The following is a 26,045-nucleotide window of genomic DNA, read 5'->3' as shown; positions in this document are numbered from 1 at the left end:
CTCGGCTCACTTCGCGGCGCGGTCGAACAGCGCCTGGTCGAAGCGGATCGTGATCACCTCGGTGTCGTCGGGGTTGCCCGGCAGGCGTCCGTCCTCGGTCGGGAAGTTCGAATCGATCGCCACCGCGAGCGTGTGCGCGTCCACCACCTCCACGCTCTCGATCGAGTCGAAGGGCATGCTGAAGCGGCCGGCCGCCACGTTGGGCAGCGGGCCGCCGATGCCCTTCGGGTCGGCGATGTCGAGCAGGTCCACCAGCAGCGTCTTCTTGAGCGCGCCGTCGGCATCCTTCACGTTGAGGTCGACGAGGTAGAGGCGCTTGACCACCGCCTTGGTGCCGAACAGGCTGTCGCGCTCGATCAGCACGAAGCGGCTGCCGCCGACGTTCGTCATGTCGCCGATCACGATCTGATTGTCCTTGGCCGGCCCGTCCTTCCTGTAGACCAGGGTCTTGCCGGTGTAGAGCATCGCGGCCGGATCGAACTCGAAGAAGTTCAGGTAGCGCTCGTCGTCGGCCACCGGGCGCAGCGACGCCAGCGAGGGCGCGGCCTCGGGCACGGCGTAGAGCCGGCTGCGGTCGGCGTTGAAGGCCAGGCTCTCGAAGCCGCGGCTCGACAGCGAAGTGGCGCTGACGGTGCCGGCCATCACCTCGGGGTGCGAGGGGCTGCGCAGGAAGGGATGCGGCACCGGGTCGGCCATCAGCGTGCCGTCCTTGTCGAAATGCAGGATGTAGGGGCCGAACTCCTCGCCGACGAAGTAGCTGCCGTCGGGTGCGCGCGCGATCGATTCCACGTCGAGGTCGAAGCCCGTGAGCAGCCGGCCGCCGCGGATGCGCGCATCGACCGCGATGCCGCTGTCGACCAGGGTGTTGCCCGACAGCGTCTGGTAGTTGGCGAAGTCGGCCGTGATCTTCAGGTCCACGCCCTTGCCGTCCTTGAGGAAGCCCTTGGCATCGTTGAAGGCCACGTGGCGGTTGACCGTGATCGCGCCGGGGCGGCTGCTGCCGTCGGCCGTGGTGCGCAACGCGATGCTCACGTTGTAGAAGCCGATCACGAAGTCGGCCGAGTTGCCCTTGCTGCCATAGCCGTTGTCGGGCAGGGCGGTCCAGCTGCCGTCGTCGTTCTTCAGCAGTGCCGAGAAGCCCGGGATCGGCTGGCCGTTGACGAAGGGCGGCGCCACGCCGAGCGCGGCGGTGATGAACTGGCCCGAGGTCGGGCCGCTCCAGCGTGCCGTGTCGGACAGCGAGGCCCAGCCCGTGAGCTGGTGCGGCAGGCCCTTGCCTTCGGCCACGGGCGGCGGGGTCGGTGGCGCGGGGGCCGGTGCCGGCGCGGGCGGCAGCACCGGGAAGGCGATGCCGCCGCCATCGCCGCCACCGCAGGCGGCGAGCAGCGCGATCGTGGACAGGGCCGCGGCGAGATGGCGCGACAGGACGGACCGCGCGAAGCGGCCGGACGTGATGGACATGGATGATCCCCCGGTTGTTGTGCCGCGGGAATCTAGAGAGCGGCGATGACAGTCCGGTGAAGGCCTTGCGCGCCGGGCGCGCTCGCTCAGAGCAGGCTCGAGATCCGCTGCGCCGCCTCGCGCAGCGCGGGCAGCATGCTGTCCTGCATCACCTTCGCGCTGGTGCGGTTGGCCTGGCCGCTGATGTTGAGCGCGGCCACCATGCGGCCCGCGCGGTCGACGATTGGCGCGGCCACGGAGATCAGGCCTTCTTCCAGCTCCTGGTTCACCAGGCACCACTGCTGGCGCCGCGCCTGCGCCACCTTGGCCACCAGTGCATCGATGTCGGTCACCGTGTGCTTGGTCAGCGGCTCGATCGCCGAGGCCTCGAGCCGCGCGCGCACCTCCTCGTCGGGCAGGTCGGCCAGCAGCAGCCGGCCCAGCGAGGTGCAGTAGGCCGGCAGCCGCGAGCCCACGCCGAGGCTGATGCGCATGATCTTCTGCGTCGGCACGCGCAGCACGTAGACGATGTCGGTGGCGTCGAGCACCGCGGCCGAGCACGACTCCTGCACCTGCTGCACCAGCGCCTCCATCACGGGCTCGGCGCGGTTCCAGATCGGCATCGACGACAGGTAGGCGAAGCCCAGGTCGAGGATGCGCGGCGTGAGCGTGAACAGCTTGCCGTCGCTGACCACGTAGCCCAGCGTCTGCAGCGTGAGCAGGATGCGGCGTGCGCCCGCGCGCGTGAGGCCGCTGGCGGCGGCCACCTCGCTGAGCGTCTGGTGCGGCGCGCTCGCGCTGAACGAGCGGATCACCTGCAGGCCGCGCGCGAAGGACTGCACGTAGCTGTCGCCGGGGGCGGGCGTCTCGGTGGGCGCAAGGGGGCGGGTTGCCATGGGTGTGGATCCTCTCTAGAATTCATTATACGAACAGATGTTCGATATACGAACAAAATAGATTTCCCAGGACGCGCAGCGACAACCCGTCTTCCCGCCTCTCCACCATCCTTCTTCGGAGACAGATCCATGATCGACAAGATCGCGCCCTCCATCGCCGATGCCCTCGCGGGCCTGGCCGATGGCGCCACCGTTCTCATCGGCGGCTTCGGCACCGCCGGCATTCCCGGCGAACTCATCGACGGCCTCATCGAACAGGGCGCGCGCGACCTGACGGTGGTCAACAACAACGCCGGCAACGGCGACACCGGCCTCGCCGCGCTGCTCAAGGCCGGCCGCGTGCGCAAGATCATCTGCAGCTTTCCGCGCCAGGCCGACAGCCACGTCTTCGACGCGCTCTACCGCAGCGGCCAGCTCGAGCTCGAGCTGGTGCCGCAGGGCAACCTGGCCGAGCGCATCCGCGCGGCCGGTGCCGGCATCGGCGCCTTCTTCTGCCCCACGGGCTACGGCACCGAGCTCGCGGGCCAGCGCGAAACCCGCGAGATCAATGGCAAGCAGTACGTGCTCGAGTACCCGATCCATGGCGACGTGGCGCTGATCAAGGCCGAGCGCGGCGACCGCTGGGGCAACCTGGTCTACCGCAAGGCCGCGCGCAACTTCGGCCCGGTGATGGCCATGGCCGCGAAGAAGACCATCGCCACGGTGCACGACATCGCCGAGCTCGGCACCATGGACCCCGAAACCATCGTCACCCCCGGCATCTTCGTGCACAAGGTGGTGCGCATCGAGCGCGTCGCCACGCAGGCCGGCGGCTTCAAGAAGGAGGCATGACCATGAGCTACACCCGTCGCACCAAGGACCAACTGGCCGCCCGCGTGGCGCAGGACATCTTCGACGGCGCCGTCGTCAACCTCGGCATCGGCCAGCCCACGCTGGTGGCCAACCACCTGCCGGCCGGCCGCGAGGTCATCCTGCACAGCGAGAACGGCATCCTCGGCATGGGCCCCGCGCCCGAGGCCGGCGAGGAGGACTACGACCTGATCAACGCCGGCAAGCAGCCGGTCACGCTGCTGCCCGGCGGCGCCTTCTTCCACCATGCCGACAGCTTCGCGATGATGCGCGGCGGCCACCTCGACATCTGCGTGCTCGGCGCGTTCCAGGTCTCGGCCACCGGCGACCTCGCGAACTGGAGCACCGGCGAGGCCGGCGCCATTCCCGCGGTGGGCGGCGCGATGGACCTCGCGATCGGCGCCAAGCAGACCTGGGTCATGATGGACCTGCTGACCAAGAAGGGCGAGAGCAAGATCGTCGCGCAGTGCAGCTACCCGCTGACCGGCATCGGCTGCGTGAAGCGCGTGTACTCCGACCTCGCCACGCTCGAATGCACGCCGCAGGGCCTGAAGCTGGTCGACAAGGTCGACGGGCTCGAGCATGCGGAGCTCGAGAAGCTCGTGGGCTTGCCGATCGCCGCCTGACGCGGACAGCCACATCCGTTCTTCACTTTCCGAGAGACACACCATGACCAACCAAGCCTTCATCTGCGACGCCGTGCGCACCCCCTTCGGCCGCTACGGCGGCGCGCTCTCGAGCGTGCGCACCGACGACCTCGGCGCGGTGCCGCTCAAGGCGCTGATCGAGCGCAACAAGAACGTCGACTGGCAGGCCGTGACCGACGTGCTGTACGGCTGCGCCAACCAGGCCGGCGAGGACAACCGCAACGTCGCGCGCATGGCCTCGCTGCTGGCCGGGCTGCCGATCGAGGTGCCGGGCGCCACCATCAACCGCCTGTGCGGCTCGGGCCTCGATGCCGTGGGCAGCGCGGCGCGCGCCATCCGCGCCGGCGAGGCCGGCCTGATGATCGCGGGCGGCGTGGAGAGCATGAGCCGCGCGCCATTCGTGATGCCGAAGGCCGAGAGCGCCTTCAGCCGCAACAACGCGGTCTACGACACCACCATCGGCTGGCGCTTCGTCAACAAGCTCATGAAGGCGCAGTACGGCGTCGACTCGATGCCCGAGACGGCCGAGAACGTGGCCACCGACTACAAGATCGAGCGCGAGGCGCAGGACCGGATGGCGCTGAACTCGCAGCTGCGCGCCGTGGCCGCGCAGAAGGCCGGCTTCTTCGACGCCGAGATCGTGCCGGTGAGCGTGCCGCAGAAGAAGGGCGATGCGATCGTCGTGAACAAGGACGAGCATCCGCGCGAGACCAGCCTCGAAGCGCTGGCCAAGCTCAAGGGCGTGGTGCGGCCCGACGGCACCGTCACCGCCGGCAATGCCAGCGGCGTGAACGACGGCGCCTGCGCGCTGCTGCTGGCCGACGAGGCCAGCGCCGCCAAGCACGGCCTCACGCCGCGCGCGCGCATCGTGGGCATGGCCACCGCCGGCGTCGCGCCGCGCATCATGGGCATCGGCCCGGCGCCCGCCACGCAGAAGGTGCTGGCGCTCACCGGCCTCAGGCTCGACCAGATCGACGTGATCGAGCTCAACGAGGCCTTCGCCGCGCAGGGCCTCGCGGTGCTGCGCCTGCTGGGCCTTTCGGATGACGACGCACGCGTCAACGTCAACGGCGGCGCGATCGCGCTGGGCCATCCGCTCGGTGCCAGCGGCGCACGCCTCGCGACCACCGCGGTCAACCAGCTGCACAAGAGCGGCGGCCGCTATGCGCTGTGCACCATGTGCATCGGCGTCGGCCAGGGCATCGCGCTGATCCTCGAGCGCGTCTGAGCCCGCGTCCCACCTGAACCGTACCCCCGTCGATCGATCAGCCACACCCGACAACAACAACCGCGCGATCGATCGACTTGAAGCCATCGGCTGCCGCACCCGCGGCCCGATGGCATTTTTTTCAACCAAAAAGGAGAAAGAGGATCATGGTTTCCACATCGCACAAGGCGCGCCGCGCCCTCGGCCTGGCCGCCTTCGCGCTGGCCGCGGCCGGCCTGCTGCCGTCCCTGGCCACCGCGCAGGCGGCCTTCCCGAGCAAGCCGGTGCGCATCATCACGCCGTTCCCGGTCGGCGGCGGTCCCGACGGCGTGGCGCGGCTGGTGGCCGACAAGCTGTCGCGTGCCTGGGGCCAGCCGGTGGTGGTCGAGAACCGGCCCGGCGGCAACGGCTTCATCGCGATCGATGCCTTCAAGCGCGGCGCGAAGGACGGCCACGACATCATCGTGCTCGACAACGTGCACCTGGCCGCCTACCCGGCGCTGTTCAAGAAGCTGCCCTACGACACGGCCAAGGACTTCGACGCGCTGCTGCCGCTGTTCAAGACCTACTTCTTCTTCACCGTCGCCACCAACAGCAAGTACAAGACCGTGGGCGACCTGATCGCCGACGCCAAGGCCAACCCCGGCAAGCTCGACTATGGCTCGTGGTCGGTCGGCAACCCGGTGCACCTGGGTTCGGAGCTGTTCGAGTCGGCCACCGGCACGCAGATGGAGCACGTGATCTACAAGGAAACGACCCAGCTCTACACCTCGGTCGCCACCGGCGAGCTGGCCTTCGCGCTGGGCAGCAGCGCCACCGCCGGCCCGCTGCAGCGCGCCGGCAAGCTGCGCTTCCTGGCGGCCGCGGCGCCGCAGCGCGTGGCGGCCTTCCCTGACGTGCCCACCGTGAGCGAGTCGGGCGGCCCCAAGGGCTTCGAGGTGATCGGCTGGAACGCGATCGCCGTGCCCAAGGGCCTGCCGGCCGCGGTCACCGACAAGATCAAGCGCGACATCGAGAAGGGCCTGGCCGAACCCGACGTGCTCGAGAAGTTCAAGAGCTTCGGCTACGAGCCCTTCCCGACCACGCGCGAGCAGTTCAATGGCTTCGTTGCGGCCGAAACCACCCGTTTCACGGATGTCATTCGGAAAGCGAACGTATCGCTCGACTGAGCCTGCGTGACGCTGCGTACGCCCCTGGCGTACGCAGCGTGGGAGCGATTGGATTCACCGGATGAAGGCTTTACGGTCTCTTACCGAACAACGAAGTCTTTTGACTATTTCCTGAGCGCGTCCTACAGCGTGGTTCCGGGGGCGGGCGATATGGTTGCGGCCAATAACCAATCGCTCCTTTTTCCTCGATCTTGAGAAAAAACCACCACCACCACGCTGTCACACACCCCGCGCGCTCCAACCCTCCCGCCACCTTCTTCCCCTCCACCTTCAGGTTCTCCGCCGCGGCGCTTCTCGTCGCCGTGGCGTGGGCGGGTGCGAGCACGCAGGTCAGGGCGCAGGTCGAGCGGCCCGGCGCCGTGGCACCCGCCGCCCTCTCCGGGGCCGACAGACCGGCCGGCTATGACACCGCCGCGCACGACGCGCTCGTCGAACGCATCCGCGCCGGCAAGGCGACGCCGCGCGAGGCGCTCGATGCGCTGCGGGCCTGGTTCCCGCGCGCCGCGACCGCGGCCCAGCGCGAGCGCATCGCGTCCGACGGCGTGGTGTGGGCCCTGCAGGCCGACAGCCCACGGGAATCCGTGGGCTGGGCGCGCGCCGTGCCGCTGGATCGGCTCGCGGGCTACGCCTTCGAGTCCGCGTTCATCGCCGCGCGCCGCGTCGACGACCGCATCCTGCAACTGCAGCTCACCGCGTTGCAGCCCACGCAGCGCATCGTGCGGCGCGAGAACGCCTTCGCGCTCGAGGACCAGGGCTCGCTGACCGAGGCCCTGGCGCAGGCCGAGGCCGCCGAGCGCGCCACGCCCGGCAGCTTCAATGCCTTCGAGCTCGCGAGCCTGCGCCAGCAGGCACTGGGCCAGCGGCTGCGCTGGGCCATCGCGGAGCGCGACCAGCGTGGCGGCGAGGGCCCCGAGCGCTTCGAGGCCATCGATGCGCTGCTGCCGCTCTATCCGAACGAGCTGCAGGGCGCTTCCGATGCGGTGCAGCGCGCCACGCAGGCCAACGAAGCCGACGACCTCGAACGCTGGAAGGCGCTGTACCTGCGTCTCTATGCCGACCACCTGCTCGCGGTCTCCGCGCGCGGCCGCTTCCCCGAAGTGACCGCGGCCTACGAGCGCTGGCAGGTCGAGCATCCGCAGCAGCCGCTGCCCTACTACGCGCTGTCCGACGTGGCCGGCGCCTACCAGCAGCAGCGCCGCTCCGACCTCGCCGTGCCGCTCTACGAGGAAGCGCTGCGCAGCGGCGGCGACGCCATCCCCGTGCCCAGCGACACCCACACCGGCCTGGTCTATGCCTACCTCGACACCGCGCGCTTCGAGGACGCCGAGGCCTTGCTGCAGAAGCTCGAGCAGGCCACGCCGCCGATGCTGCGGCTCACACCCGAGCAGGGCCGGCCCAATCCCGAGTACGCCGAGGTGCGCAACCTGCGCGCGCTCTACCAGCTCTACACCGAGCGGCCCTGGCAGGCCGAGACCAGCTTCCGCGGCCTGACCTCGCTCGCGCCGCTCAACGCGGGCTTCCGCTCGGGCCTGGCCGAGACCATGAAGCTGCGCGACAAGCCCGACGAGGCGCTGGGCCGCTACCGCGAGACGCTGGTCGACCATCCGTGGGACATGGCCGCGCGTGCCGGCTACGCGGGCGCGCTGTTCGATGCCGGCGAGATGCGCGCCGGCCGCGAACTGACCGAGAGCCTGCAGGCCGAGGCGCCCGAATCGATCGCCGTGCGCAATGCCGTCGCGCAGCGCGACACGCTCTATGCGGCGCGGCTCGATGTCGAGGCCGACTACGGCCAGGGCCACGGCAGCAGCGTGCTGGCCGACCGCGACTGGCGCGTGGATTCCAAGCTCTCGTCGCCGCTGTGGGACGACCGCTGGCGCCTGTTCTTCCGCCAGGTGTTCGCGCGCGGCGACACCTCGCTGGGCAACATCGACCTGTCGCGCACCGGCGTCGGCGTGGAATACCTGCAGGGCCGCTGGCGCGCCAGCGCCGAGCTGCACCAGGCCGACAAGGGCCGCTACCGCACCGGCCTCGCGCTCGGCGTGGACTGGCGTGCCAGCGACAGCTGGCGCTTCTCGGCACGCTTCGATTCGAACAGCCTCGACACGCCATGGAAGGCGCGGCTGGCGAATGTCGGCGCGCGCTCGGCCGAGCTCGGCGCCACCTACGTGGTCAACGAGTCGCGCGCCTTCGAGGCCCGCTACCAGCGCATGGACTTCAGCGACGGCAACACGCGCGACGGCTTCGGCCTGCGCTGGCGCGAACGCCTCGTGAGCGGCCCGCGCTTCCAGCTCGAAGGCACGCTGAGCGGCGAGACCGGGCGCTACGACCGCCAGGACGTCGACTACTTCGCGCCGCGCAGCGAGAGCGCGCTGCAGGTCGGCCTGACCGGCAAGTACCTGGGCTGGAAGCGCGACGACCGCCGCTTCTCGCATGTGTTCGGACTCGAGGCCGGCAGCTACCGCCAGCAGGGCTTCGGCGGCGGCGCGCCGTGGTCGCTGCGCTATGGCCACGAATGGGTGTTCGGCCGCTCGGCCACCCTGGCCTACGGCCTGGGCATCGCGAGCCATCCCTACGACGGCGTGCGCGAGCGCCGCCGCTTCGTCTATCTCAATCTGTCGGTGCCGTTCCAATGAAGAAGATGTTCATGACGACCAGCCTGGTCCCGCGGATGGCCGCGCTGCTGCTCGCCACGCTGCTCGCCGGCGCCGCGCTGGCCCAGGGCCTGCCGCGCGCCACCGCGCTGCCGGCGCCCGATGCCGACGACGGCAAGAGCTTCCGCGCCATCGCGATGCACGACGTGCGCCACAACGTGCGCGAGAGCTTCGTCGACGAGCCCGAACCCACCGCGCTCGACGAGCGCACCGTGGCCGACTTCTTCGCCTGGCTGCGCAGCTCGGGCCACCACCCGGTGAGCCTGCAGCAGATCGTCGACGCGCGCGCCGGCGGCCGGGCGCTGCCTTCGAAGGCCGTGCTGCTGACCTTCGACGACGGCTACGAGAGCTTCTATACCAAGGTCTATCCGCTGCTGAAGCAGTTCGGCTATCCGGCCGTGATGGCGCTCGTCACGGGCTGGCTCGAGGTGCCGCCGGGCCAGGTGGTCGCGGGCTACGGCGCGCGCAATCCCCTGAAGCGCGAGGCCTTCATCACCTGGAGCCAGGCGCGCGAGATGGGCGCCTCGGGCCTGGTCGAGTTCGCGAGCCATGGCGATGCGATCCACACCGGCGTGCCCGGCAATCCGCAGGGCAACCTGCAGCCCGCGGCCGTCACGCACCGCTACGACAGCGCCACCGGCCGCTACGAGGACGACGCAGCCTGGATCGCGCGCGTCGAGGCCGACCTGCGCCGCAGCCGCGGCCTGATCGAGGCTCAGACCGGCACCCGCGTGCGCGCCATGGTGTGGCCCTACGGCGCCTACAACAAGCAGACGCTGCGCGCGGCCGACCGCGCCGGCATGCCGATCACCCTGACGCTCGACGAGGGCGCGAACACGCCCGAGGTGCCGCTGCAGACCATCCGCCGCGGCCTCGCCACCTACGACATGTCCGTGCCCGACTTCAGCCTGCTGCGCGCGCCCGCGCGGCCCGATCCGCGCGCGCTGCACCGCGCCATGCACATCGACCTCGACCACGTCTACGACCCCGATCCGGCACAGCAGGAGGCCAACCTCTCGCGCCTGCTCGACCGGGTGCAGGCCGTCGGCCCCTCGGCCGTCTACCTGCAGGCCTTCGCCGATCCCGATGGCGACGGCGCGGCCGATGCGCTGTACTTCCCGAACCGCCACCTGCCGATGCGCGCCGACCTGTTCAACCGCGTCGCCTGGCAGCTGCGCACGCGCACAGGGGTCGAGGTCTATGCCTGGATGCCGGTGCTCGCGTTCCAGCTGCCCGCGAACCACCCGCTGGCCGACGTGCGCGTGACGCACCTCGAACCCACGTCGGCCGCGGCGCGCGACCAGACGCGCTACCACCGGCTCTCGCCGGCCGATGCGCGCGTGCGCGCCCTGATCGGCGACATCTACGAGGACCTCGCGAAGAACACGCCGATCGCGGGCCTGCTGTTCCACGACGACGCCACCTACAGCGACGACGAGGACGCCAGCCCCGCGGCATTGCGCGAACTCGCCGCGCAGGGCCTGCCGGCCGACCTCGCCGCGGTGCGCGCCGATCCCGCGCTGCGCGCGCGCTGGACCGCGTGGAAGACGCGCCAGCTCACCGACTTCACGCTCGAGCTCGCGCAGCGCGCGCGCGACTGGCAGCCGCGCCTGCTCACCGCGCGCAACCTCTATGCACGCCCGGTGCTCGAGCCGGCCGCGCAGGAGTGGTTCGCGCAGGACCTCGCGCAGTCGCTGCAGGCCTACGACTACACCGCCGTGATGGCGATGCCCTTCATGGAGCAGGCGGCCGATCCGCAGGCCTGGCTGGCGGCGCTGTTCCGCCAGGTGGCGGCGCAGCCGCAGGGCCTGGCGCGCACCGTGTTCGAGCTGCAGGCGCGCGACTGGCGCAGCGGCCGCATGGTCGACAAGGACACGCTGGCCGCGCAGTGGACCCTGCTGCACCGACTGGGCGCGCGCCATGTCGCGCTCTATCCCGACGACTTCCTCGCGGGCGAGCCGCCGCTGGTGACGGTGCGCGACATCCTCTCGGTGCGCGCCAACCTCGCGGGCGGCAAGGTCGACGGCCTCGAGACGCCGCCGGCGCTCGCGCCCGCCAAGCCGGCCCCGGCCTCCGCGCCGACCGCACCGGGAGCCGCGCGATGAACCCCGAATTCTTCGGTTCCGACGTGGTGCGGGCCCTGCTCAACTACGTCTTCTACTACCCCTTCCTCGCGGCCTATGTCTGGATGGCCGGCGGCATCGCGCATGCGCTGGTGTTCGAGCGCGGCCGCCACCGGCGGATCGATCCGCTGCCGCTGCTGCCCGAGCGGCCGCTGGTCAGCGTGATCGTGCCCTGCTTCAACGAGGGCGAGCGCGTGCAGGAGGTGATCGAGCAGCTGATGCGCAGCCACTACCCGAACTACGAGGTCATCGCGGTCAACGACGGCAGCAGCGACGACACCGGCGCCATCCTCGATGCGCTGGCCACGCGCTACGGCCAGCTGCGCGTGGTGCACCACGCCACCAACCAGGGCAAGGCGGTGGCGCTCAACACCGCGGCGGTGCTGGCCAACGGCGAGTACATCCTCGGCGTGGACGGCGATGCGCTGGTCGACCCCGATGCCATCGCCTGGATGCTGACCCACATGCTGCATTCGGAGCGCGTGGGCGCCGTCACCGGCAACCCGCGCATCCGCGGCCGCACCACCCTGCTCGGGCGCATGCAGGTGGGCGAGTTCTCCTCCAACATCGGCCTCATCAAGCGCACCCAGCAGCTGGCCGGGCGGCTGTTCACGGTCTCGGGCGTGCTCTCGATGTTCCGTCGCAACGCGCTGCTCGACGTCGACTTCTGGAGTCCCGACGTCATGACCGAGGACATCGACATCAGCTGGAAGCTGCAGCTCAAGGACTGGCGCGTGCGCTACGAGCCGCGCGCGCTGTGCTGGATCCTGATGCCCGAGACCGTGCGCGGCCTCTACCGCCAGCGCCAGCGCTGGGCCACCGGCGGCATCCAGACCCTGCTGCGCTACACGGGCCAGGTGATCAAGCCGCGCAACTTCATGATGTGGCCGGTGTTCCTCGAGTACCTGGCCAGCGTGGTCTGGGCCTACGCCATGTTCGCGGTGCTGGTGCTCGCGCTGGTGCGGCGCTTCCTGCCGCCCGAGTGGCAGTACGTGGGCTTCTGGCCCGAGTGGCACGGGATGCTGCTGGGCATCACCTGCATGCTGCAGATGGGCGTGAGCCTGTGGATCGACCGCCACTACGACCGCGACATCCTGCGCTACCTGGTCTGGACCATCTGGTATCCGCTTGCCTTCTGGATGATCAACATGTTCACCACGGTCGTGGCCTTGCCGGCCACGATCCTGCGGCGCAAGGGCAAGCGCGCCCGGTGGACCAGCCCCGACAGAGGAGTGATAGCGAATGAACGATCGACTGCATCCGTCCGTGCCATCGAGCATGAATGAAGACCTGGGCGCCGCCCCGCCCCGGCCCAACGGCAAGGCGCCGCCGCGCGAGCGCGAATGGGCCGAGCCGCAGGGCGAGGTACCGGTGCTCGATGCCGCGCGCATGCCGTTGAGCGCCTTCATGCGCCACAAGACGCCGCAGGGCGCGCTGTTCATGTTCGTGTGGCTGCGCATCGCGCGGCCGCTGCTGCTGGCCGCGTTCTGGGTCGGCGTGGCGTTCTACGCCTGGCGCCACTTCTTCCAGGTCTGGCGGCCGGTGGAGGGCGCGAACCTGCTCACGCTCTATGCCCTGTCGGTGCTCGGCATCTTCGCGCTGATGCTGCTGCTCGCGCCGGTGCGCCGGCGTGCCATCGCCGACGAGGAGACGCGCGGCCGCTCGCCCGACAGCACCGTGGCCCAGCTGGCCGAATACACTTCGCTGGCGCCGCAGCGCCTCACGCTGTGGCAGCGCGCGCGGCGCCTGCTGGTGCAGCACGACCGCGACGGCCGGGTGACCGACGCGGCCGACCTCGACACCGAACCCGCGATGCTCACGCCTTCGGGCACGGCGGTGCGAAAGCGCCGCGCCTGATGCCGCATCGATCCACCCCGGGACACGGACATTTCGAATCCGGCCACCCGGCCGCTGCGTACGCATGCCCATGAAAAAGACAGAAGTGATGGCGACGGCGATGGAGATGGCGCGAAAAGGGCTGGGCTTCGCGCCGGCGCTCGCGATCGAGCAGATCGCCGAATTGATCGCGCAGGAAGACCCGGCAGACGAGCTCTACGACAGCAAGGTCGAGCGGTTGCTCAAGCTGGCGGCCTGCATCTGGAGCCTGCGGCGGGACGTGGTGACGCCGCCCGGAGAGGGCGGACGGCTGCTCTGAGCGGCCGTCCGGGACACCGGGTCTACAGGGCGTCGAGGATTTCCTTGCGCTTCTTCTCGTACTCCTCCTCGGTGATGTCCTTGCGCTCCCGCAGCGCCTTGAGCTGATCGAGCCGCTCGGAGGTCGTGCCCCGCTGCCGTTGCGCGGGCGCTCCGGTGAAGGACGTTTCGCGCAACGCGGCCTGCATGCGCAGCAGCGCATCCTCCATGGCGCGTCGGCCGGCGAAGCCGTGGTCGAAGAGCCGTTCGGAGGTCTCGGCGCTGCCGAAGCCCACCACGCGGGGACTGGCGACCAGCGTGCCCGCGGGATCGCGGATCTGGCTCGTCAGGTCGACGGAGAAGCTCGTGGGCGGCCAGGTGAACAGGCCGGAGCCGCCCGAGGTCGTGACGATCGTGGGCACGATGACGTAGTGGACGCCGCTGCTCGCCGTTTCCGCGGGGTTGGCAATGGACGGCAGCTTCACGATGTCCGAGAACACGTTCGAGAGCATCTTCTCGAAGCCCGCATCGATGTCGCGGTAGGGGAAGTACCGGATGTTGTCCCCGCCGCCGCCCGGTGTCGTGACTTCCATGTCGGCGAGGGCCGTGGGGATGTGATAGCCCACACGCAGCGGCATCGGCGCGGGCGCGTCCGCGCCGCGCGCGAGGCGCGCCTGATCGGGAACGACGGCGATCGGATGGGCGCAACCGGCGAGGACCGTGATGGCCAGCAGGGCGAGCCAGGCTTTGAAGGAGTGCAGGGTCGATGTCATGGTGCGCGGAGTTTAGGGGCGCGCCGGCACCGCCTGCGCCGTGCGCCACCGCGCGGGCGTGGTTCCTTCCCAGCCGCGAAACGCACGCGTGAACGAATTCAGCTCCTCGAAGCCCAGCACGAAGGCGATCTCGCCGGCTTCGAGCTGCGTGTCCTCGAGCAGTTGCCGCGCGGCCTGGTGGCGCACCTCGTCGAGCAGCCGCTGGTAGCTGGTGCCGGCCTCCTCGAGCCGGCGCTGCAGCGTGCGGGTGCTCACGCAGAGTTCGGCCGCCACGGTCCGGATGCTCGGGCGCTCGCCGCGCAGGGTGCGGCCCAGCACGGCGCGCGCCTGGTCGAGCAGCGAGGCGGCCGGGGTCTGCGCGGCCAGCGCGGCCTCGAGACCGGGCAGCAGCACCGCGAGCAGGTCCTGGTTGTGGGTGACGAAGGGCTGCGCGAGCAGCGCCTCGTCGAACACGATGACGTCGGCCGCGGCACCGAAGCGCGGCGCGCAGCCGAAATGCGCGCCCAGCATCGCGGCCTGCGCGCTCGTGTGCGCGCGCACCAGCTCGACCCGGCGCGGCACCACGCGGGTGCCGGTGCCGCGCCGCGCGAGCTCGAGCACCGACGCGAAGGTGCCGTCGGTCAGCAGCTGGGGCGAATGGCCCTCGACCAGGAACCAGTGGAAGCGCACGCGGACCTCGCCGTCGCCGCGCTCGATGCGGATCACCTCGGGGCAGGTCAGCCGCTTGAAGCGCGACAGCCGCTGCAGTGCCTCGCCGAAGTTCGGCGAGTGCAGCGCCGCGATCGAGGCGATGTCGTAGTGCTCGGTCGCGCCCTCGGCGCCGATGCGCAGGCCCAGCGCGGGATCGGGGTTCATCGCGGCCAGCGCGTCCCACACGGCGAACATCTGCCGCGTCGTGATGCGCGCCTTGCCGCTCGCGAACAGGTCGGCCGGCAGGCCGGCGCGGCGCAGCATCGCCTGCGTGTCGAAGCCCAGCAGCCGCAGCCGCTGCTGCATCACGGCGGGCACGACGATCAGGTCGGGCGGGCGCTGGGTCATCGCCGGTCGTCGCCCGCCGCGAGGTGGATCGCCGCGCGGATCCGCGGATAGGTGCCGCAGCGGCAGATGTTGCCGCTCATCGCGGCGTCGATGTCGGCGTCGCTGGGCTTCGGCGTGTGGCGCAGCAGCGCGCAGGCCGACATCAGCTGGCCGCTCTGGCAGTAGCCGCACTGCACCACGTCGAGTTCGGTCCAGGCGCGGCGCAGCGCGTCGATCTCGGGGCCCTTCACGCCCTCGATGGTCGACACCGCGCGGCCCTGCACGGCCGACAGCGGCGTGGCGCACGAGCGCACCGCCTCGCCGTCGAGCATCACGGTGCAGGCGCCGCACAGCGCCTTGCCGCAGCCGAACTTGGTGCCGTTCATGTGCAACTCGCCGCGCAGCACCCACAGGAGGGGCGTGTCGTCCTCGGCCGTCACCGCGACGGGGCGGCCGTTGATCTGGAGCGTGGTGGTCATGGGGTTCCTTCCTTTTGTCTCGTGCCGTGCGTTCAGGCCAGGCGCAGCGGCAGCGAACGCAGCCGCTGGCCCGTGAGCGCGAACACCGCGTTGGCCACGGCCGGCGCCACCGGCGGCGTGCCCGGCTCGCCCACGCCCGTGGGCAGCGCGCTGCTCGGCAAGATCGCGATCTCGATCTGCGGGCATTCGTTCATGCGCAGCGGCGCGTAGTCGTGGAAGTTGCTCTGCTGCACCTGGCCGCGCTCGATGGTGATCTCGCCGTGCAGCGCGGCCGAGAGGCCGAACACGATCGCGCTCTCCATCTGCTGGCGCACCAGGTTCGGGTTCACGGCCAGCCCGCAGTCGACCGCGCAGTACATGCGCCGCACGCGGATCTGTCGCTCGGGCGTCAGCGAGACCTCGGCCACCTGCGCCACCACGCTGCCGAAGCTGCGGTGCAGCGCGAGGCCGCGCGCGCGGCGCGTGCCGTCGGCCTCGGGCGCCAGCGGCGTGCCCCAGCCCGACATCGCCGCCACCCGCTGCAGCACGCCCAGGTGCCGCGCCTCGGCCGGGCTGCCCGCCAGCAGCGCGCGGCGAAACGCCACCGGGTCCTGGCCCGCGGCATGCGCGCATTCGTCGATGAAGCTCTCGGTGAAGAAGCCGTTCTGCGAATGGTTGACCGAGCGCCAGATGCCGACCGTGACCGCCGACTCCATCGTGCGGTGCGCCACGCGCGCATTGGCGAAGCGGTAGGCGGTGGTGGCCGTGCCCTCGGCCGCCGCGCTCAGGAAGGCCGGCGAGCCCAGGCTCGAGCCCGCGGTGTCGACGCGCCAGGCCACCAGCCGGCCCTGCGCATCGAAGCCGGCCTTGCTGCGCGCCACGTAGGCCGGGCGGTAGTAGTCGTGCGCCATGTCCTGCTCGCGCGACCACATCAGCTGCACCGGCATGCCGTCCGTTTCGCGCGCCAGCGCCGCCGCCTGCATCACGAAGTCGCCGAGGTAGCGGCGCCCGAAGCCGCCGCCGAGGTAGGCCAGCCGGATGTCGACCTTCGCGGCCTCGATGCCCAGCACCTTGGCGATGCCGCCGCGCAGCATGCCCGGCCCCTGCACGCCGACCCAGACGGTGGCCGCGCCGTCCTTGAACTGCACGGTGCAGTTCATCGGCTCCATGGTGGCGTGCGCGATGAAGGGCACGCGGTACTCGGCCTCGATGGTGCGCTCGGCGCTCTTCATCGCGGCGTCGGCGTCGCCGGTCTCGAGGTGCACGTCGGCCTGGTCCGGCGCATCGAGGCTCTGCGCGAGCTGGTCGATCAGCGCGCGGCTCGACAGGCTGGCGGCCGCGCCGTGGTCCCAGTCGATCGCGACCTTGTCGAGCGCGCGCATCGCATGCCAGGGCGTGTCGGCGATCACCGCCACCGCGCCCGAGGTCATGCCGCCCGAGCCCAGGCCGCCGCCCACCGGCGCGAGCGCCACCACCTTGCGCACGCCGGGCATCGCGCGCGCGGCCGTGTCGTCGAAGCGCGCCACGCGGCCGCCCAGCGTGGGGCACATCGCGAGCGTGGCATAGAGCAAGCCGTCGGGCGGCAGCGCATCGAGCCCGTAGCGCGCCGAGCCGTCGAGCTTGGCGGCGCTGTCGAGGCGGTGCACCGGCCGGCCGATCAGCGTGTAGCGCGAGGGATCCTTGAGCGTCGGCTGCGCGGGCAATGGCAGCGTCGCCGCGCGCGCCGCCAGTTCGCCGAAGCGGGCGCTGCGTTGCGAGGCCGGGTGCGACACCCGGCCGGCCGCCACCTCGCATTCGGCCGCCGGCACGGCCCAGGCGGCCGCCGCGGCGCCCACCAGCATCGCGCGCGCCGAGGCGCCGGCCTCGCGCAGCGGCGTCCACTGGTCGACGATGCCCGACGATCCGCCGCTGCCCCAGAGCCCGGGCACCTCGCGCAGCAGCTTGCTGACCACGTGGCGGGTGCCGCGCTTGAGCGCGCCGTCGTCGTCGGGCTTGAACATCGGCAGGTTGTCGAGCAGCGCCGCCTGGTTGTTGTAGATCGGGTCGTAGCCGGCCTGCTCGAGCCGCAGCTGGGCGAGGTCGGCATCCATCTCCTCGGCCAGCAGCATCGCCAGCCCGGTGTGGATGCCCTGGCCCATCTCGGCCGCGGCCATCATCAGCGTGACCGTGTCGTCGGGCGAGACCTTGACCCAGCCGTTCAGAGCCACCTGGCCGCTGGCCATGGCAGGCAGCGGCTCGGCGGTGGTCAGCCGCTGGCGCGTGGGCGAGGCGGACCAGCCGACGACCAGCGCACCGAGGGTGGCGGCCGTGCCGAGCAGGAAATGGCGGCGTTTGAGGGCGGGCATGGGGCGGACTCCGTGCGGCTTCGAGCGGCCGCGATGGGCGGGAGTGTGCGCGGCGCACCGCGGGCTTGCCAATCCGATTGCGCCAATCGAACGGCGGATCGCGCCAGCCGGCGGGCCCGGCCGGGTCGGGTCCGCGCGCCGACCCGGTGTTTTCGGCCGGCCAGCGGTTTTTTTGAGCCCCCGCTCCGCGGCGCCTGTGAGCTAGGACACATTTGTCACCAGAAAGTTAATGCGGGTTGCTACCGGGATCCGTAGTATTCATTTCGGTTTAAGCATCTCATGCGCAATCCGCATAACGGCCCGTTTTCGAACGTGCAACGGCCGACCTCGCGTCGGCAGTGGAACCACCCCAGCGTGTTGCGGTTCGGCGAACTTACCTAGCGGAGGAAACCAGATGGCCGTACGTGATCGCGTCACCAGCCCCGTGGCGCTTGCCTTGCCGACGCCAAGGCCCGGTCATGTCGTGCGGTCCATCGTCGCGCCCATGGTCGCTCGCCTGCGGGCGGGCTTCGACGGGATCCGGCGCCCGAACCTGGCCGCGCCGCGCCATGCGCCGCCGTTCGCGCCGCGTGGCGGGCCGCGCGAAGGTCCCGTGGCGCAGTTCCCCGTTCCATCGGCGCCCCTGCCGTCCGGCACCGGCGCGCCGGTGCGGGCCTGCGCCTTCGTCTTCATCGCGAACCTGCCGCAGCTCATGGAGGTCTACGGTGCCGAGTTCGCGCTGCATGCCAGCATCGAGATCAAGTACCGCCTGCTGACGAGCTTCGTGAGCGTGGCCGACGCCGACCTCGCCATGCTGCGGCACGACTGCTTCCTGCTGTGGAGCAACCCGGCGTTTCCGGTCGAGGACGCGCAGGCGCGGCAGGGCGCCTCGGCCCGGCTCGAGAGCCTGCTCACGGGCCTCGGCGGCATGCCGGTGCAGCTGCGCGACACGCGCGCGCTGGTGCAGCTGCACGTGGGCTGGAGCGACGCGCCCAGCCCCGGGCGCATGAGCCAGGCCGAGGTCGAGCTGCGGCTGTGGGCCGCGCAGCCGGCGCCCGACTTCCAGCTCGCGCAGACCGAGGGCTGGCAGCGGCTCTATCGCGAGGACATGGAAGTCGCGCTGCAGGTCAGCGACGCGCTGCATGCGCGGCGTCTCGCGATCGAATGGCATCCCGTGGTGGGGGCGCCGGCGCAGGCCGCCGCCTTCGCGGCACCGCTCTATCACGAGGCGCGCTTCCACACCGAGGGCGAGCCGCATGCCGCCGCCGCGCTGCGTTCCGAACTCTTCATGCCCTGCCTGCAGCGGCTGGGCCTGGTGCGCACCTTCGACCACCTCGCGGCCGGCCGCGTGGTGCGGCAGCTGCGCCTGGGCGGCACCGTGCGTTTGGGCCTGAGCATCTCGGCGCAGAGCGCGCGGCGCGACCACTGGTGGGCCTCGCTGATGGTGCTGCTGCGGCGCGAGCCCGAGCTGGCGGCGCGCCTCGTGGTCGAGATCGCCGGCGAGCCCACGCTGCCCGATCTCGAATCGGTGCGCGACTTCTGCCTGCAGCTGCAGCTCTGCGGCTGCCGCGTCGCCATCAAGCACTTCGGCGGCGACTCCGGCAACCTCGCCGCGGCCAAGGTCTGCCGGCCCGACATCATCAAGCTCGACCCGGTCTTCATCCGGCGCGCGCGCGAGGACCGCTTCGGCCGCGAGCTGCTCGAGGAGATGCTCGCGCTGTGCGGCAGCTTCGCGCCCTCCATCGTGGTCGACGGCATCGAGCGCGAGGAGGACATCCGCATGGCGCTCGAGGCCGGCGCCGAGTGGCTGCAGGGCTGCGGCATTCCCGCCGGCGCGCCGCTGCACGAAGGCACGCTCGCGCGCGGCCCCGGGGGACGCGCGTGAATCCCTCGCCCGACTTCCATCTGCAGCTCGCGCGGCTGGGCGCGCAGATCGACGTTTTGCAGCACACGCTGCAGGAGGTCATGCGCCACGGCGTCCTGCTGCAGGGCGAGCGTGCGCGCGAGAAGCTGCTGGCGCGCGACCAGTACCTGGCGCTCGAGGCCGCGATCCGCGAGCAGGAGCTGCGCGATTCGCCCGCGCTGCGCGCCGTGCGTTCGGTGTGCGCGGCGTGCGCGACGGGTGCGCGGGCGCAGGCCGATGGCGCGCTGCCCGATGGCGCGAGAAGCACGGAGGACGCGGAGGGCTCCGATGACTCGAATGACGCCGACCGCGCGAGAGCTCGTGGCGTGCCGGACTCCTTCGCCTAGCGCCGGCATCCGTCCGTGGCGCGGTGCGCCCCCTCCGTCGCCCGCGCACACGGCCGCCATCCCGGCCGCGCCATTCCCCCTGCCTCCCGCTCGGGCCACCCTGCATGTCCCGCCCCGGGGAAGCGAATCGGATGGAGCCAGTTTCCGACCATGTATCTGCATTCCCTTTTTCGAAACGTCCCGGCGGCGGAGCGCGTGGCGCTGGTCGCGCGCAGCGAATTGCGGTCCTTCCGACGCAACGAGACCGTGCTGCGGATGGACGAGTGGACCGACAAGGTCTACTTCGTCGCCTCGGGACTGCTGCGCGTGGTGGTCGGCGGCAGCGGCGGCAGCGCGGCCGTGACCACCGACTTCGTGCGCCCGCGCGACCTGTTCCTGAGTCCCACGCTCGACGAGGCGCGCTACCAGTCGATGGCCAACCTCGTGGCCGCGCTGCCGAGTTCGGTCTACCTCATTCCCGCCGCGGCCCTGCACGACATCTGCGCCCGGCATCCGTCGGTCGCGCTCGAGCTGCTCGAGCTCACCGTCAAGCGCATGACCATCATCCGCAGCCAGCTGCGCCGCATCTCCTCGCTCACCTCAGAGACCCTGGTCGCGCGCGTGCTCTACGAACTGACCCAGCTCGCGCCGGCCGACACCGGCGGCTTCGACAAGCGCATCTCGCAGGCCGTGATCGCGTCGTATGCGGGGCTGTCGCGCGAGGTCGTCAACAAGACCATGCGCGAGATGGAGAACCGCGGCTTGCTGTGGAAGGACGAGCACGGCATCCACGTGGTGGCCGATTTCGCATCGACCGACCATGGCAGTTTCGAGTCGCTCGAGCCGCACTCGTCAGGCGACGAGCGCGAGGGCGACACGCCTTTCATCGCGCCCGACGAACTCGATCTGCTGCGGACCGCGGGCGAGCGCGGACCGGGTGCGAAGTGAGGCGATGCACGCACCGTGCATGGCCGTTGTTTTCCGCCCGCCTGTTTGGGGCGAGCTGTGAACCGCCACACAGTTGCGATGCGATCGCGCGTGCGTCGCGAGGGCTCGATTCCTAGCATCGAAACCATGCGGCGATCCGTGCGATTCGAGCCCTCGCCGCGATCACGGATTGCGCACCTCTCGAGGCTTTCATGAGTTCCATCTTCTCCGCTTGCAATTGCAGCATCCACTACCTCGGCCGCGTCCAGCGTTCGGGCTGGATGCGGTTCTTTCCCTGGATGCGGCTATACCAGTGCGCGAACTGCAAGAAATTGCAGTTGCTGGCGCAGAAGGAGGTGGATCGGGCGAAGGCGGCGTATGGGAGCCGGGTGACGTACAGAAAGGGTGAGCGGGAGGCGGCGGGCTAGGGCCTGTTCACACCAATTCCGGGGTCGCGAAGGCCTACCAGAGAGGTCAATCAAGGCGCGCGACGACGCGTGTGCATGCGCACACGCTAGAAGCGCAACGCGGAGTGGCCCTCTCTGGCAGGCCTTCCCTTCGGCTTGCCCCTCCAAGGGGCCGTCTGCGGCGTTGCCCGCGCTTGCAAGGCATCAGCCTTGCAGCGCGCGGGCGCCTTGCATCCAGCCCCTTGGAGGGGCAACGCGACCCCGGAATTGGTGTGAACAGGCCCTAGCCAAGGTGCCCGATGGGACGAGCCTGCGTCTCAGAGGCTGTATTCGATGGTGCCCATGTAGTGCAGCGTTCCATCGCGAGTTTCCACCGAGCGCGGTGCCTCGATCTGCGCCTCGTCGATGAACACGAAGAAGTTGATGCCGCGCAGGCCCGCGGCTTCGGCGCGGCGGGACAGTTCCGCGGCCCATTGCTCGCTGTACGAATAGCCGGCAACCAGTTCCGCGAGCGTCGGCGCGATGCCCCAGCCGTATTCGAGGAAGTCGTGGTCGTACCAGGTCTCGCCCTGGTCGCGCGCGAATGGCGACACCGGGTCGTCGTCGCCACGCTCATCGCTGTAGTCCTCGGCAAAGTAGGAGGCTGCGAAATCCTCGGGGATGGTGCCCACCCAGAAATGGCAGGTCTGAGTCTGGTGCATGGCGTGCGCTTTCCTTGCGAGGCGGATGGATGTTTCGATGCGAAGCGAACGATCGATTTTCCGCTTTCACCGTCGGCCGACCTCCCACTAGCAGAACCGGCGCCACTCGGCTGGCGCGCTCCCCGGCAACCTGCGTGCGTCCGGGGACGTCATCAATTCGCCTTACAGGAGGACTACCGTGATTCAGGGTTTCCCCTAGAAGAAAACCCTGTCCAAACAACTCCTCTGACATCCAACCGACATGAAGACCTCTTACCAACTCGCCCTCGCGGCCGCTTTTGCCGTGATGGCCGTGGCCTCCGTCCAGGCCCAGACCACGGGCGGCCGCAGCCGCGAAGCCGTCGAAGCCGAAGCCATTGCCACGGCCCACGCGCCCGACCAGAACGTGACCCGCGGCTCGCGCGGCCCCGAAACGGTGAAGCCGATGGCCGACGCCGATGCGGTGTACCAGCAGGCCGTGGCCACCGCCCACGCGGCCGACCAGAACGTGACCCGTGGCTCGCGCGGCCCGGAAACGGTGAAGCCGATGGCCGATCCGGCGAAGGTCTACAACGAAGCCGTGGCAGCCGCCTCGGCGCCCGACCAGAACGTGGTGAGCGGTTCGCGCGTGAACAGCAAGGTGATCTCGACGATGCAGAACCCGGCGCTGACCGCGGCGCAGGGCAAGTAAGAAACGGGGAGCCCGGGCCGAGAGCCCGGAGTTTCCTCAGGCGAAAGAAGTGCGCGGCGGCGTGCCCGAGGCCATGCGGCGCAGCATGGCGTTCTGCCGCGCCTCCTCGGCGTCGCGCAGGCTCTTGGCGGCGCGCGCCGCGACGTAGCTCACGTACAGCGTCTCGATGGCGCGGCCCCAGTCGTGGGCCTTCTGCGAAACCCCCTCGGCCTTCACCGGCGAGCCCGTGACGACGTGCGTCGACAGGTCGTCCTCGGGGCGCGCGGGCACGTCGATGCCGGCCTTGCCGAGGATGGCGGCTTTCTGAACGATGGTGAGCATGCGTGGGTCTCCCTGTGTGCAATGCCAGATTAACGGCCGTTCGCGCGGCGCGCCATCCGTCGCTTGACGTATGCGCGCGCCATCGCGAGGCGCCGACTGGCCATAAGCACTAGGCGTGCCATGCAGTCATAGGTCTACAGCGAGGCCGCGGCCGACGACGACTGCCACACCAGCGTGGCGGCGGTCAGGTCCTCGAGCGCGCTGCCGACGGCCTTGAACACCGTGCGCTCGTCGCTGTCGGGTCTTGCGCGGCCGCCGCATTCGCCGCGGCACAGCGCGGCCAGCGTGCCCTGCACCGCCTCGGCGCGCAGGGTGCCGGCCGCGATCGCGTCGAGCAGGTCGCCGGCCTTCGCCAGCGCCTCGGGCGTGTCGATGAAGGTGCGCGCACCCTCGAAGCACTGCGCGTCGGCCTCGCGCATGGCGGGCGTGAAGCTGCCGATCAGGTCGAGGTGCGAGCCCGGCGCGAGCCATTCGCCGCGCACCAGCGGCGCGGTGGCCAGCGTGGCGCAACTGACGATGTCGGCCTGCCGCACGGCGGCCTCGAGGCCCTCGGGGCCTGGCGCGGCCGCGCGCGCACCGCTCCAGCCCTGCGCGCGCCATTGCGCGGCCAGCGCCTCGGCGCCTTCGGGGCGGTGGTTCCACACCGTCACTTCCTCGATGGGCCGCACGCTCGCATGGGCCGCGGGCAGCATGCGCGCGATGCGGCCGGTGCCCAGCACCAGCAGCCGCCGCGCATCGCCGCGCGCGAGAAACGAGGCGCCGAGGGCAGAGGCGGCGGCCGTGCGGTGGGCCGTGAGCTCGTCGCCGTCCATCAGCGCCAGCGGCACGCCGGTGCGCGCGTCGTACAGCACGTAGGTGGCATGCAGGCCTGGCAGGCCGCGCGCGCCGTTGCCCGGAAAGATGTTGATGGTCTTGATGCCGAGAAAGCCGGCCTCGCTCCAGGCCGGCATGATCAGCACGGTGCCCTTGTCGCCGCTCGCGTTGTCGATGGCGTGCACGTGGCGCGGCGGCACCTGGGCCTCGGCCGCGAAGGCGGCGCGCAGCGCGGGCACGAGGCGCTCGAAGCCCAGTGGGGCGCGAGTGGCGGTGGCGTCGAAATGCTTCATCGGGCGGGCGGGGTGGGTGGGATGGGGGCGGTCGCCAGCGCGGCTTCGAAGAACTCGGCGAGCGCGCGCTGGTAGGTGGTGCCGAAGCGGGCCTCGCTCATCGGCTCGAGATGGCCGGCGCCTGGCACCTCGATCAGCCGCTTGGGCTCGCGCGCATCGGCCAGCAGGCGCCGCGAGTGGTCGACGGGGATCACGGCATCGGCCGTGCCGTGGATCAGCAGCAGCGGGATCGGCGCGAGGGCGGCCACGTACTTCGAGGCGGCGTAGCGATCGCCCACGAGCAGGCCGGCGCCCGAGACCTTGTCGTTGGCGATCGAAGAATACGAATAGAAGGTCGACTCGATCGCCACCGCGCGCACGCCGGCGCGGTTGCCTGCGCCCACGGCCGCGATCGCATTGGTGCCGCCGAGGCTCTGGCCGAACACCAGCAAGCGCGCGGGATCGACGTCGGCGCGCGAGCGCACGTGGTCGATGGCGCTGCCCGAGTCCTCGAACACGCCGCGGGGCTCGGGCTTGCCTTCGGAGTCGCCGTAGCCGCGGTAGTCGAACACGAACACGTTGAAGTCCTGCTTCGGCAGCCAGGCAACGAAGCGCCAATGCGAGGACATGTTCTGCGCATTGCCGTGGAAATGGATCACCGTGCCCTTGGCCTCGCGCGGATCGGCGCGGCCCGCGGCCGGAATGAACCAGCCGCTGAGCGCGGTGCCGTCGGTGCTCTGGAAGCGCACGCGCTCGTAGCGCAGGCCCAGCGCGTCGGGCGTTTCGTAGCGCACGCGGTCGGGGTAATAGAACATCGACTCGACGCAGCCGCCGAGCAGCAGCAGCGGCAGCGCGAGCAGCGCGCGGCCGGCCAGGCGCGCGAGACGGCGTGGAACGCTCATGGCGTGGCGGCGCGGCTTTCCGCCAGCATGTTGCAGAACAGCGCGCCCTGCTCGATCGCATCGTCGAGCGCCACGTGGGTGTGCGGCAGGCCAGGGTCGAACCAGCGCCGCGGCATCGCGCGCTTGGTGCTGTCGCGGTAGTCGGTCTTCAGCAGGGCCATGGCGAAGGACTTGACGTCGAGCGCCGAATGGCTGAACGGGCTCTCGCCCGCGAAGCGCATCAGGTACCAGTAGACGAACAGGAAGTCGAAGCCCGCCGGGTAAGCCACGAAGACTGGCCGCGCCTTCAGGCCCTTGAGCCAGGCCACGTAGTTCTTCATCGCATGCGCGGGCTCCTGCAGGTCGCTGCGGCAGGCGGCCCAGGCTTCGGGCTGCGTCTGCCACCACGCGGCGGTCTTCGGGTCGGCCTCGGCGCCGGGCAGGGTGTGCAGGTTGGCGCTGAAGGTGGACACCAGCTTCTTGTCGGCCGTGTAGGCGGCCGAGCCGAAGCTCAGCATCGAATGCGGGCCGGGGATGGGGCCGTCGGATTCGACGTCGGTGCTGATGTAGATCTCGGTCATGGAATTCGATCGGTATGAGGCGCGGTTTGCGCGAGGCCGGGCAGGCGGAAGACATGCAGGTCCTTCCAGTGTCCCGTCGAGTTCTCGATCAGCGCGACCTGCGTGCATTCCGCGCGAATGGCGCCCGAAGCCAGCAGCCGCGCCTGCAGTTCGCCAGCGGCGGCCTCCGCATCGCTCGCGCTTCCGTGGGCCACCGTGAGATGAGGCACCACGCCCTGATGCTCGCCGCCGTAGGGCCGAAAGTCCGGAAAGGCCTCGACCAGCGCCAATGTCATCGAGATGAAGGGCGCCGCGGGTTCGGGCGCGAGGTAGGCCGTCGTCGGAAAGCGCCCGACCTTGCCGAGCACGAACGAGAACGCGCGGGTGCCGTCGAGCACCTGCCGTGCGCGTGCCAGGACCTGCGCCGTGATCAGCGCGGGGTCCATGAAGGGCACGAGCAGCGTGATGTGCGCCGGCACGCCGAGCGCGACCGTTGCGTCGTAGTGCCGCCGCAGGTCCTCGACCATCGGCTCGGCGGCGGGGACCTTGACGGCGAATGCGGAGATGGGCATCGGGC

The 26,045-nt window shown here is 70.6% G+C and carries 26 protein-coding genes; 14 read left to right on the top strand and 12 right to left on the bottom strand.

Going from position 1 to position 26,045, the window contains the following annotated elements:
• Positions 1-6: 6 nt before the first annotated feature.
• Entirely contained in the window at positions 7-1,461 is a 1,455-nt protein-coding gene (locus tag AC07RM_RS35000; RefSeq protein ID WP_495337411.1) for an esterase-like activity of phytase family protein, read from the bottom strand.
• Between the two features lie 86 nt (positions 1,462-1,547).
• Positions 1,548-2,336 carry an IclR family transcriptional regulator domain-containing protein gene (locus AC07RM_RS34995; RefSeq protein WP_208510980.1) on the bottom strand — a complete coding sequence of 263 codons (789 nt, stop codon included), beginning with the start codon at positions 2,334-2,336 and terminating at the stop codon, positions 1,548-1,550.
• Between the two features lie 129 nt (positions 2,337-2,465).
• Here AC07RM_RS34995 and AC07RM_RS34990 point away from each other — a divergent pair, with 129 nt between their 5' ends.
• From AC07RM_RS34990 to AC07RM_RS34950, 9 genes are all read left to right on the top strand, one after another.
• A complete protein-coding gene (locus tag AC07RM_RS34990; RefSeq protein ID WP_495337410.1) occupies positions 2,466-3,167 on the top strand; it encodes a 3-oxoacid CoA-transferase subunit A in 702 nt (233 codons plus the stop codon).
• Positions 3,164-3,811: a 3-oxoacid CoA-transferase subunit B gene (locus AC07RM_RS34985; protein ID WP_281078016.1), complete on the top strand. Its 648-nt coding sequence runs from the start codon at positions 3,164-3,166 to the stop codon at positions 3,809-3,811. The genes AC07RM_RS34990 and AC07RM_RS34985 overlap by 4 nt, the downstream gene beginning before the upstream one ends.
• Before the next feature lie 43 nt (positions 3,812-3,854).
• Positions 3,855-5,060, top strand: coding sequence for a 3-oxoadipyl-CoA thiolase (pcaF, locus tag AC07RM_RS34980; protein ID WP_093347612.1), 1,206 nt, complete (start codon positions 3,855-3,857; stop codon positions 5,058-5,060).
• 146 nt (positions 5,061-5,206) lie between these two features.
• Entirely contained in the window at positions 5,207-6,208 is a 1,002-nt protein-coding gene (locus tag AC07RM_RS34975; protein WP_495337409.1) for a Bug family tripartite tricarboxylate transporter substrate binding protein, read from the top strand.
• A 302-nt stretch (positions 6,209-6,510) separates the two neighbouring features.
• Positions 6,511-8,841: a poly-beta-1,6 N-acetyl-D-glucosamine export porin PgaA gene (gene pgaA / locus AC07RM_RS34970; RefSeq protein ID WP_495337408.1), complete on the top strand. Its 2,331-nt coding sequence runs from the start codon at positions 6,511-6,513 to the stop codon at positions 8,839-8,841.
• A gap of 11 nt (positions 8,842-8,852) precedes the next feature.
• Complete coding sequence (pgaB, locus tag AC07RM_RS34965; RefSeq protein ID WP_495337407.1) at positions 8,853-10,964, top strand: poly-beta-1,6-N-acetyl-D-glucosamine N-deacetylase PgaB; 2,112 nt, start codon at positions 8,853-8,855, stop codon at positions 10,962-10,964.
• On the top strand, positions 10,961-12,268 hold the full coding sequence (gene pgaC, locus AC07RM_RS34960; RefSeq protein ID WP_495337406.1) for a poly-beta-1,6-N-acetyl-D-glucosamine synthase: 1,308 nt from the start codon (positions 10,961-10,963) through the stop codon (positions 12,266-12,268). Before pgaB ends, pgaC begins: the two co-directional genes overlap by 4 nt.
• The gene (gene pgaD, locus AC07RM_RS34955) at positions 12,225-12,839 is read left to right on the top strand and encodes a poly-beta-1,6-N-acetyl-D-glucosamine biosynthesis protein PgaD (RefSeq protein ID WP_495337405.1); all 615 of its coding nucleotides are present in this window, start codon (positions 12,225-12,227) and stop codon (positions 12,837-12,839) included. The genes pgaC and pgaD overlap by 44 nt, the downstream gene beginning before the upstream one ends.
• 70 nt (positions 12,840-12,909) lie before the next feature.
• On the top strand, positions 12,910-13,137 hold the full coding sequence (locus tag AC07RM_RS34950) for a hypothetical protein (RefSeq protein WP_296788096.1): 228 nt from the start codon (positions 12,910-12,912) through the stop codon (positions 13,135-13,137).
• 22 nt (positions 13,138-13,159) lie between these two features.
• On the opposite strand, the gene AC07RM_RS34945 is transcribed toward AC07RM_RS34950, so the two are convergent.
• The 4 genes from AC07RM_RS34945 to AC07RM_RS34930 are packed head-to-tail and all read right to left on the bottom strand — an operon-like array spanning position 13,160 to position 17,708.
• Complete coding sequence (locus AC07RM_RS34945; RefSeq protein WP_296788098.1) at positions 13,160-13,888, bottom strand: hypothetical protein; 729 nt, start codon at positions 13,886-13,888, stop codon at positions 13,160-13,162.
• Positions 13,889-13,900: 12 nt separating this feature from the next.
• On the bottom strand, positions 13,901-14,926 hold the full coding sequence (locus AC07RM_RS34940) for an AraC family transcriptional regulator (protein ID WP_495337404.1): 1,026 nt from the start codon (positions 14,924-14,926) through the stop codon (positions 13,901-13,903).
• Positions 14,923-15,384, bottom strand: coding sequence for a (2Fe-2S)-binding protein (locus AC07RM_RS34935; RefSeq protein ID WP_093347584.1), 462 nt, complete (start codon positions 15,382-15,384; stop codon positions 14,923-14,925). The genes AC07RM_RS34940 and AC07RM_RS34935 overlap by 4 nt, the downstream gene beginning before the upstream one ends.
• 32 nt (positions 15,385-15,416) lie before the next feature.
• On the bottom strand, positions 15,417-17,708 hold the full coding sequence (locus tag AC07RM_RS34930; protein WP_495337403.1) for a xanthine dehydrogenase family protein molybdopterin-binding subunit: 2,292 nt from the start codon (positions 17,706-17,708) through the stop codon (positions 15,417-15,419).
• A 484-nt stretch (positions 17,709-18,192) separates the two neighbouring features.
• Here AC07RM_RS34930 and AC07RM_RS34925 point away from each other — a divergent pair, with 484 nt between their 5' ends.
• The 4 genes from AC07RM_RS34925 to AC07RM_RS34910 all read left to right on the top strand — a co-directional run bounded on the left by AC07RM_RS34925 (position 18,193) and on the right by AC07RM_RS34910 (position 21,271).
• On the top strand, positions 18,193-19,572 hold the full coding sequence (locus AC07RM_RS34925) for an EAL domain-containing protein (protein ID WP_256222719.1): 1,380 nt from the start codon (positions 18,193-18,195) through the stop codon (positions 19,570-19,572).
• Positions 19,569-19,937 (top strand): hypothetical protein, encoded by a 369-nt coding sequence (locus AC07RM_RS34920; RefSeq protein WP_495337402.1) that lies wholly within the window; start codon positions 19,569-19,571, stop codon positions 19,935-19,937. The genes AC07RM_RS34925 and AC07RM_RS34920 overlap by 4 nt, the downstream gene beginning before the upstream one ends.
• A gap of 255 nt (positions 19,938-20,192) precedes the next feature.
• Positions 20,193-20,864: a Crp/Fnr family transcriptional regulator gene (locus AC07RM_RS34915; protein ID WP_495337433.1), complete on the top strand. Its 672-nt coding sequence runs from the start codon at positions 20,193-20,195 to the stop codon at positions 20,862-20,864.
• A gap of 191 nt (positions 20,865-21,055) precedes the next feature.
• Positions 21,056-21,271 (top strand): hypothetical protein, encoded by a 216-nt coding sequence (locus AC07RM_RS34910; RefSeq protein ID WP_495337401.1) that lies wholly within the window; start codon positions 21,056-21,058, stop codon positions 21,269-21,271.
• Between the two features lie 296 nt (positions 21,272-21,567).
• On the opposite strand, the gene AC07RM_RS34905 is transcribed toward AC07RM_RS34910, so the two are convergent.
• Complete coding sequence (locus AC07RM_RS34905) at positions 21,568-21,951, bottom strand: immunity 22 family protein (protein WP_093347569.1); 384 nt, start codon at positions 21,949-21,951, stop codon at positions 21,568-21,570.
• A 241-nt stretch (positions 21,952-22,192) separates the two neighbouring features.
• Here AC07RM_RS34905 and AC07RM_RS34900 point away from each other — a divergent pair, with 241 nt between their 5' ends.
• On the top strand, positions 22,193-22,621 hold the full coding sequence (locus AC07RM_RS34900; RefSeq protein WP_490878493.1) for a hypothetical protein: 429 nt from the start codon (positions 22,193-22,195) through the stop codon (positions 22,619-22,621).
• Positions 22,622-22,657: 36 nt separating this feature from the next.
• Here the strand turns inward: AC07RM_RS34900 and AC07RM_RS34895 are convergent, their stop codons facing one another.
• The 5 genes from AC07RM_RS34895 to AC07RM_RS34875 all read right to left on the bottom strand — a co-directional run bounded on the left by AC07RM_RS34895 (position 22,658) and on the right by AC07RM_RS34875 (position 26,040).
• Positions 22,658-22,942: a hypothetical protein gene (locus AC07RM_RS34895; protein WP_296799062.1), complete on the bottom strand. Its 285-nt coding sequence runs from the start codon at positions 22,940-22,942 to the stop codon at positions 22,658-22,660.
• Between the two features lie 134 nt (positions 22,943-23,076).
• On the bottom strand, positions 23,077-24,048 hold the full coding sequence (lhpI, locus tag AC07RM_RS34890) for a bifunctional Delta(1)-pyrroline-2-carboxylate/Delta(1)-piperideine-2-carboxylate reductase (protein WP_495337400.1): 972 nt from the start codon (positions 24,046-24,048) through the stop codon (positions 23,077-23,079).
• A complete protein-coding gene (locus tag AC07RM_RS34885; RefSeq protein WP_495337399.1) occupies positions 24,045-24,929 on the bottom strand; it encodes an alpha/beta hydrolase in 885 nt (294 codons plus the stop codon). The genes lhpI and AC07RM_RS34885 overlap by 4 nt, the downstream gene beginning before the upstream one ends.
• Positions 24,926-25,489, bottom strand: a complete 564-nt coding sequence (locus tag AC07RM_RS34880; RefSeq protein WP_495337398.1) for a 3'-5' exonuclease family protein — start codon at positions 25,487-25,489, stop codon at positions 24,926-24,928. The genes AC07RM_RS34885 and AC07RM_RS34880 overlap by 4 nt, the downstream gene beginning before the upstream one ends.
• Entirely contained in the window at positions 25,486-26,040 is a 555-nt protein-coding gene (locus tag AC07RM_RS34875; RefSeq protein ID WP_495337397.1) for a 2'-5' RNA ligase family protein, read from the bottom strand. Before AC07RM_RS34875 ends, AC07RM_RS34880 begins: the two co-directional genes overlap by 4 nt.
• Positions 26,041-26,045: the final 5 nt, after the last annotated feature.

The organism is Variovorax sp. GW821-FHT09B05 (genome assembly GCF_059418265.1).
The sequence above is the reverse complement of the archived record's forward strand: the minus strand, read 5'-3'. Positions and strand labels throughout refer to the sequence as shown.

Coding starts and splice junctions, on each gene's coding strand:
- AC07RM_RS35000 (WP_495337411.1), bottom strand. CDS start 1,461: ATGTCCATCACGTCCGGCCGCTTCGCGCGGTCCGTCCTGTCGCGCCAT.
- AC07RM_RS34995 (WP_208510980.1), bottom strand. CDS start 2,336: ATGGCAACCCGCCCCCTTGCGCCCACCGAGACGCCCGCCCCCGGCGAC.
- AC07RM_RS34990 (WP_495337410.1), top strand. CDS start 2,466: ATGATCGACAAGATCGCGCCCTCCATCGCCGATGCCCTCGCGGGCCTG.
- AC07RM_RS34985 (WP_281078016.1), top strand. CDS start 3,164: ATGACCATGAGCTACACCCGTCGCACCAAGGACCAACTGGCCGCCCGC.
- pcaF (WP_093347612.1), top strand. CDS start 3,855: ATGACCAACCAAGCCTTCATCTGCGACGCCGTGCGCACCCCCTTCGGC.
- AC07RM_RS34975 (WP_495337409.1), top strand. CDS start 5,207: ATGGTTTCCACATCGCACAAGGCGCGCCGCGCCCTCGGCCTGGCCGCC.
- pgaB (WP_495337407.1), top strand. CDS start 8,853: ATGACGACCAGCCTGGTCCCGCGGATGGCCGCGCTGCTGCTCGCCACG.
- pgaC (WP_495337406.1), top strand. CDS start 10,961: ATGAACCCCGAATTCTTCGGTTCCGACGTGGTGCGGGCCCTGCTCAAC.
- pgaD (WP_495337405.1), top strand. CDS start 12,225: ATGAACGATCGACTGCATCCGTCCGTGCCATCGAGCATGAATGAAGAC.
- AC07RM_RS34950 (WP_296788096.1), top strand. CDS start 12,910: ATGAAAAAGACAGAAGTGATGGCGACGGCGATGGAGATGGCGCGAAAA.
- AC07RM_RS34945 (WP_296788098.1), bottom strand. CDS start 13,888: ATGACATCGACCCTGCACTCCTTCAAAGCCTGGCTCGCCCTGCTGGCC.
- AC07RM_RS34940 (WP_495337404.1), bottom strand. CDS start 14,926: ATGACCCAGCGCCCGCCCGACCTGATCGTCGTGCCCGCCGTGATGCAG.
- AC07RM_RS34935 (WP_093347584.1), bottom strand. CDS start 15,384: ATGACCACCACGCTCCAGATCAACGGCCGCCCCGTCGCGGTGACGGCC.
- AC07RM_RS34930 (WP_495337403.1), bottom strand. CDS start 17,708: ATGCCCGCCCTCAAACGCCGCCATTTCCTGCTCGGCACGGCCGCCACC.
- AC07RM_RS34925 (WP_256222719.1), top strand. CDS start 18,193: ATGGTCGCTCGCCTGCGGGCGGGCTTCGACGGGATCCGGCGCCCGAAC.
- AC07RM_RS34915 (WP_495337433.1), top strand. CDS start 20,193: ATGGACGAGTGGACCGACAAGGTCTACTTCGTCGCCTCGGGACTGCTG.
- AC07RM_RS34910 (WP_495337401.1), top strand. CDS start 21,056: ATGAGTTCCATCTTCTCCGCTTGCAATTGCAGCATCCACTACCTCGGC.
- AC07RM_RS34905 (WP_093347569.1), bottom strand. CDS start 21,951: ATGCACCAGACTCAGACCTGCCATTTCTGGGTGGGCACCATCCCCGAG.
- AC07RM_RS34900 (WP_490878493.1), top strand. CDS start 22,193: ATGAAGACCTCTTACCAACTCGCCCTCGCGGCCGCTTTTGCCGTGATG.
- AC07RM_RS34895 (WP_296799062.1), bottom strand. CDS start 22,942: ATGCTCACCATCGTTCAGAAAGCCGCCATCCTCGGCAAGGCCGGCATC.
- lhpI (WP_495337400.1), bottom strand. CDS start 24,048: ATGAAGCATTTCGACGCCACCGCCACTCGCGCCCCACTGGGCTTCGAG.
- AC07RM_RS34885 (WP_495337399.1), bottom strand. CDS start 24,929: ATGAGCGTTCCACGCCGTCTCGCGCGCCTGGCCGGCCGCGCGCTGCTC.
- AC07RM_RS34880 (WP_495337398.1), bottom strand. CDS start 25,489: ATGACCGAGATCTACATCAGCACCGACGTCGAATCCGACGGCCCCATC.
- AC07RM_RS34875 (WP_495337397.1), bottom strand. CDS start 26,040: ATGCCCATCTCCGCATTCGCCGTCAAGGTCCCCGCCGCCGAGCCGATG.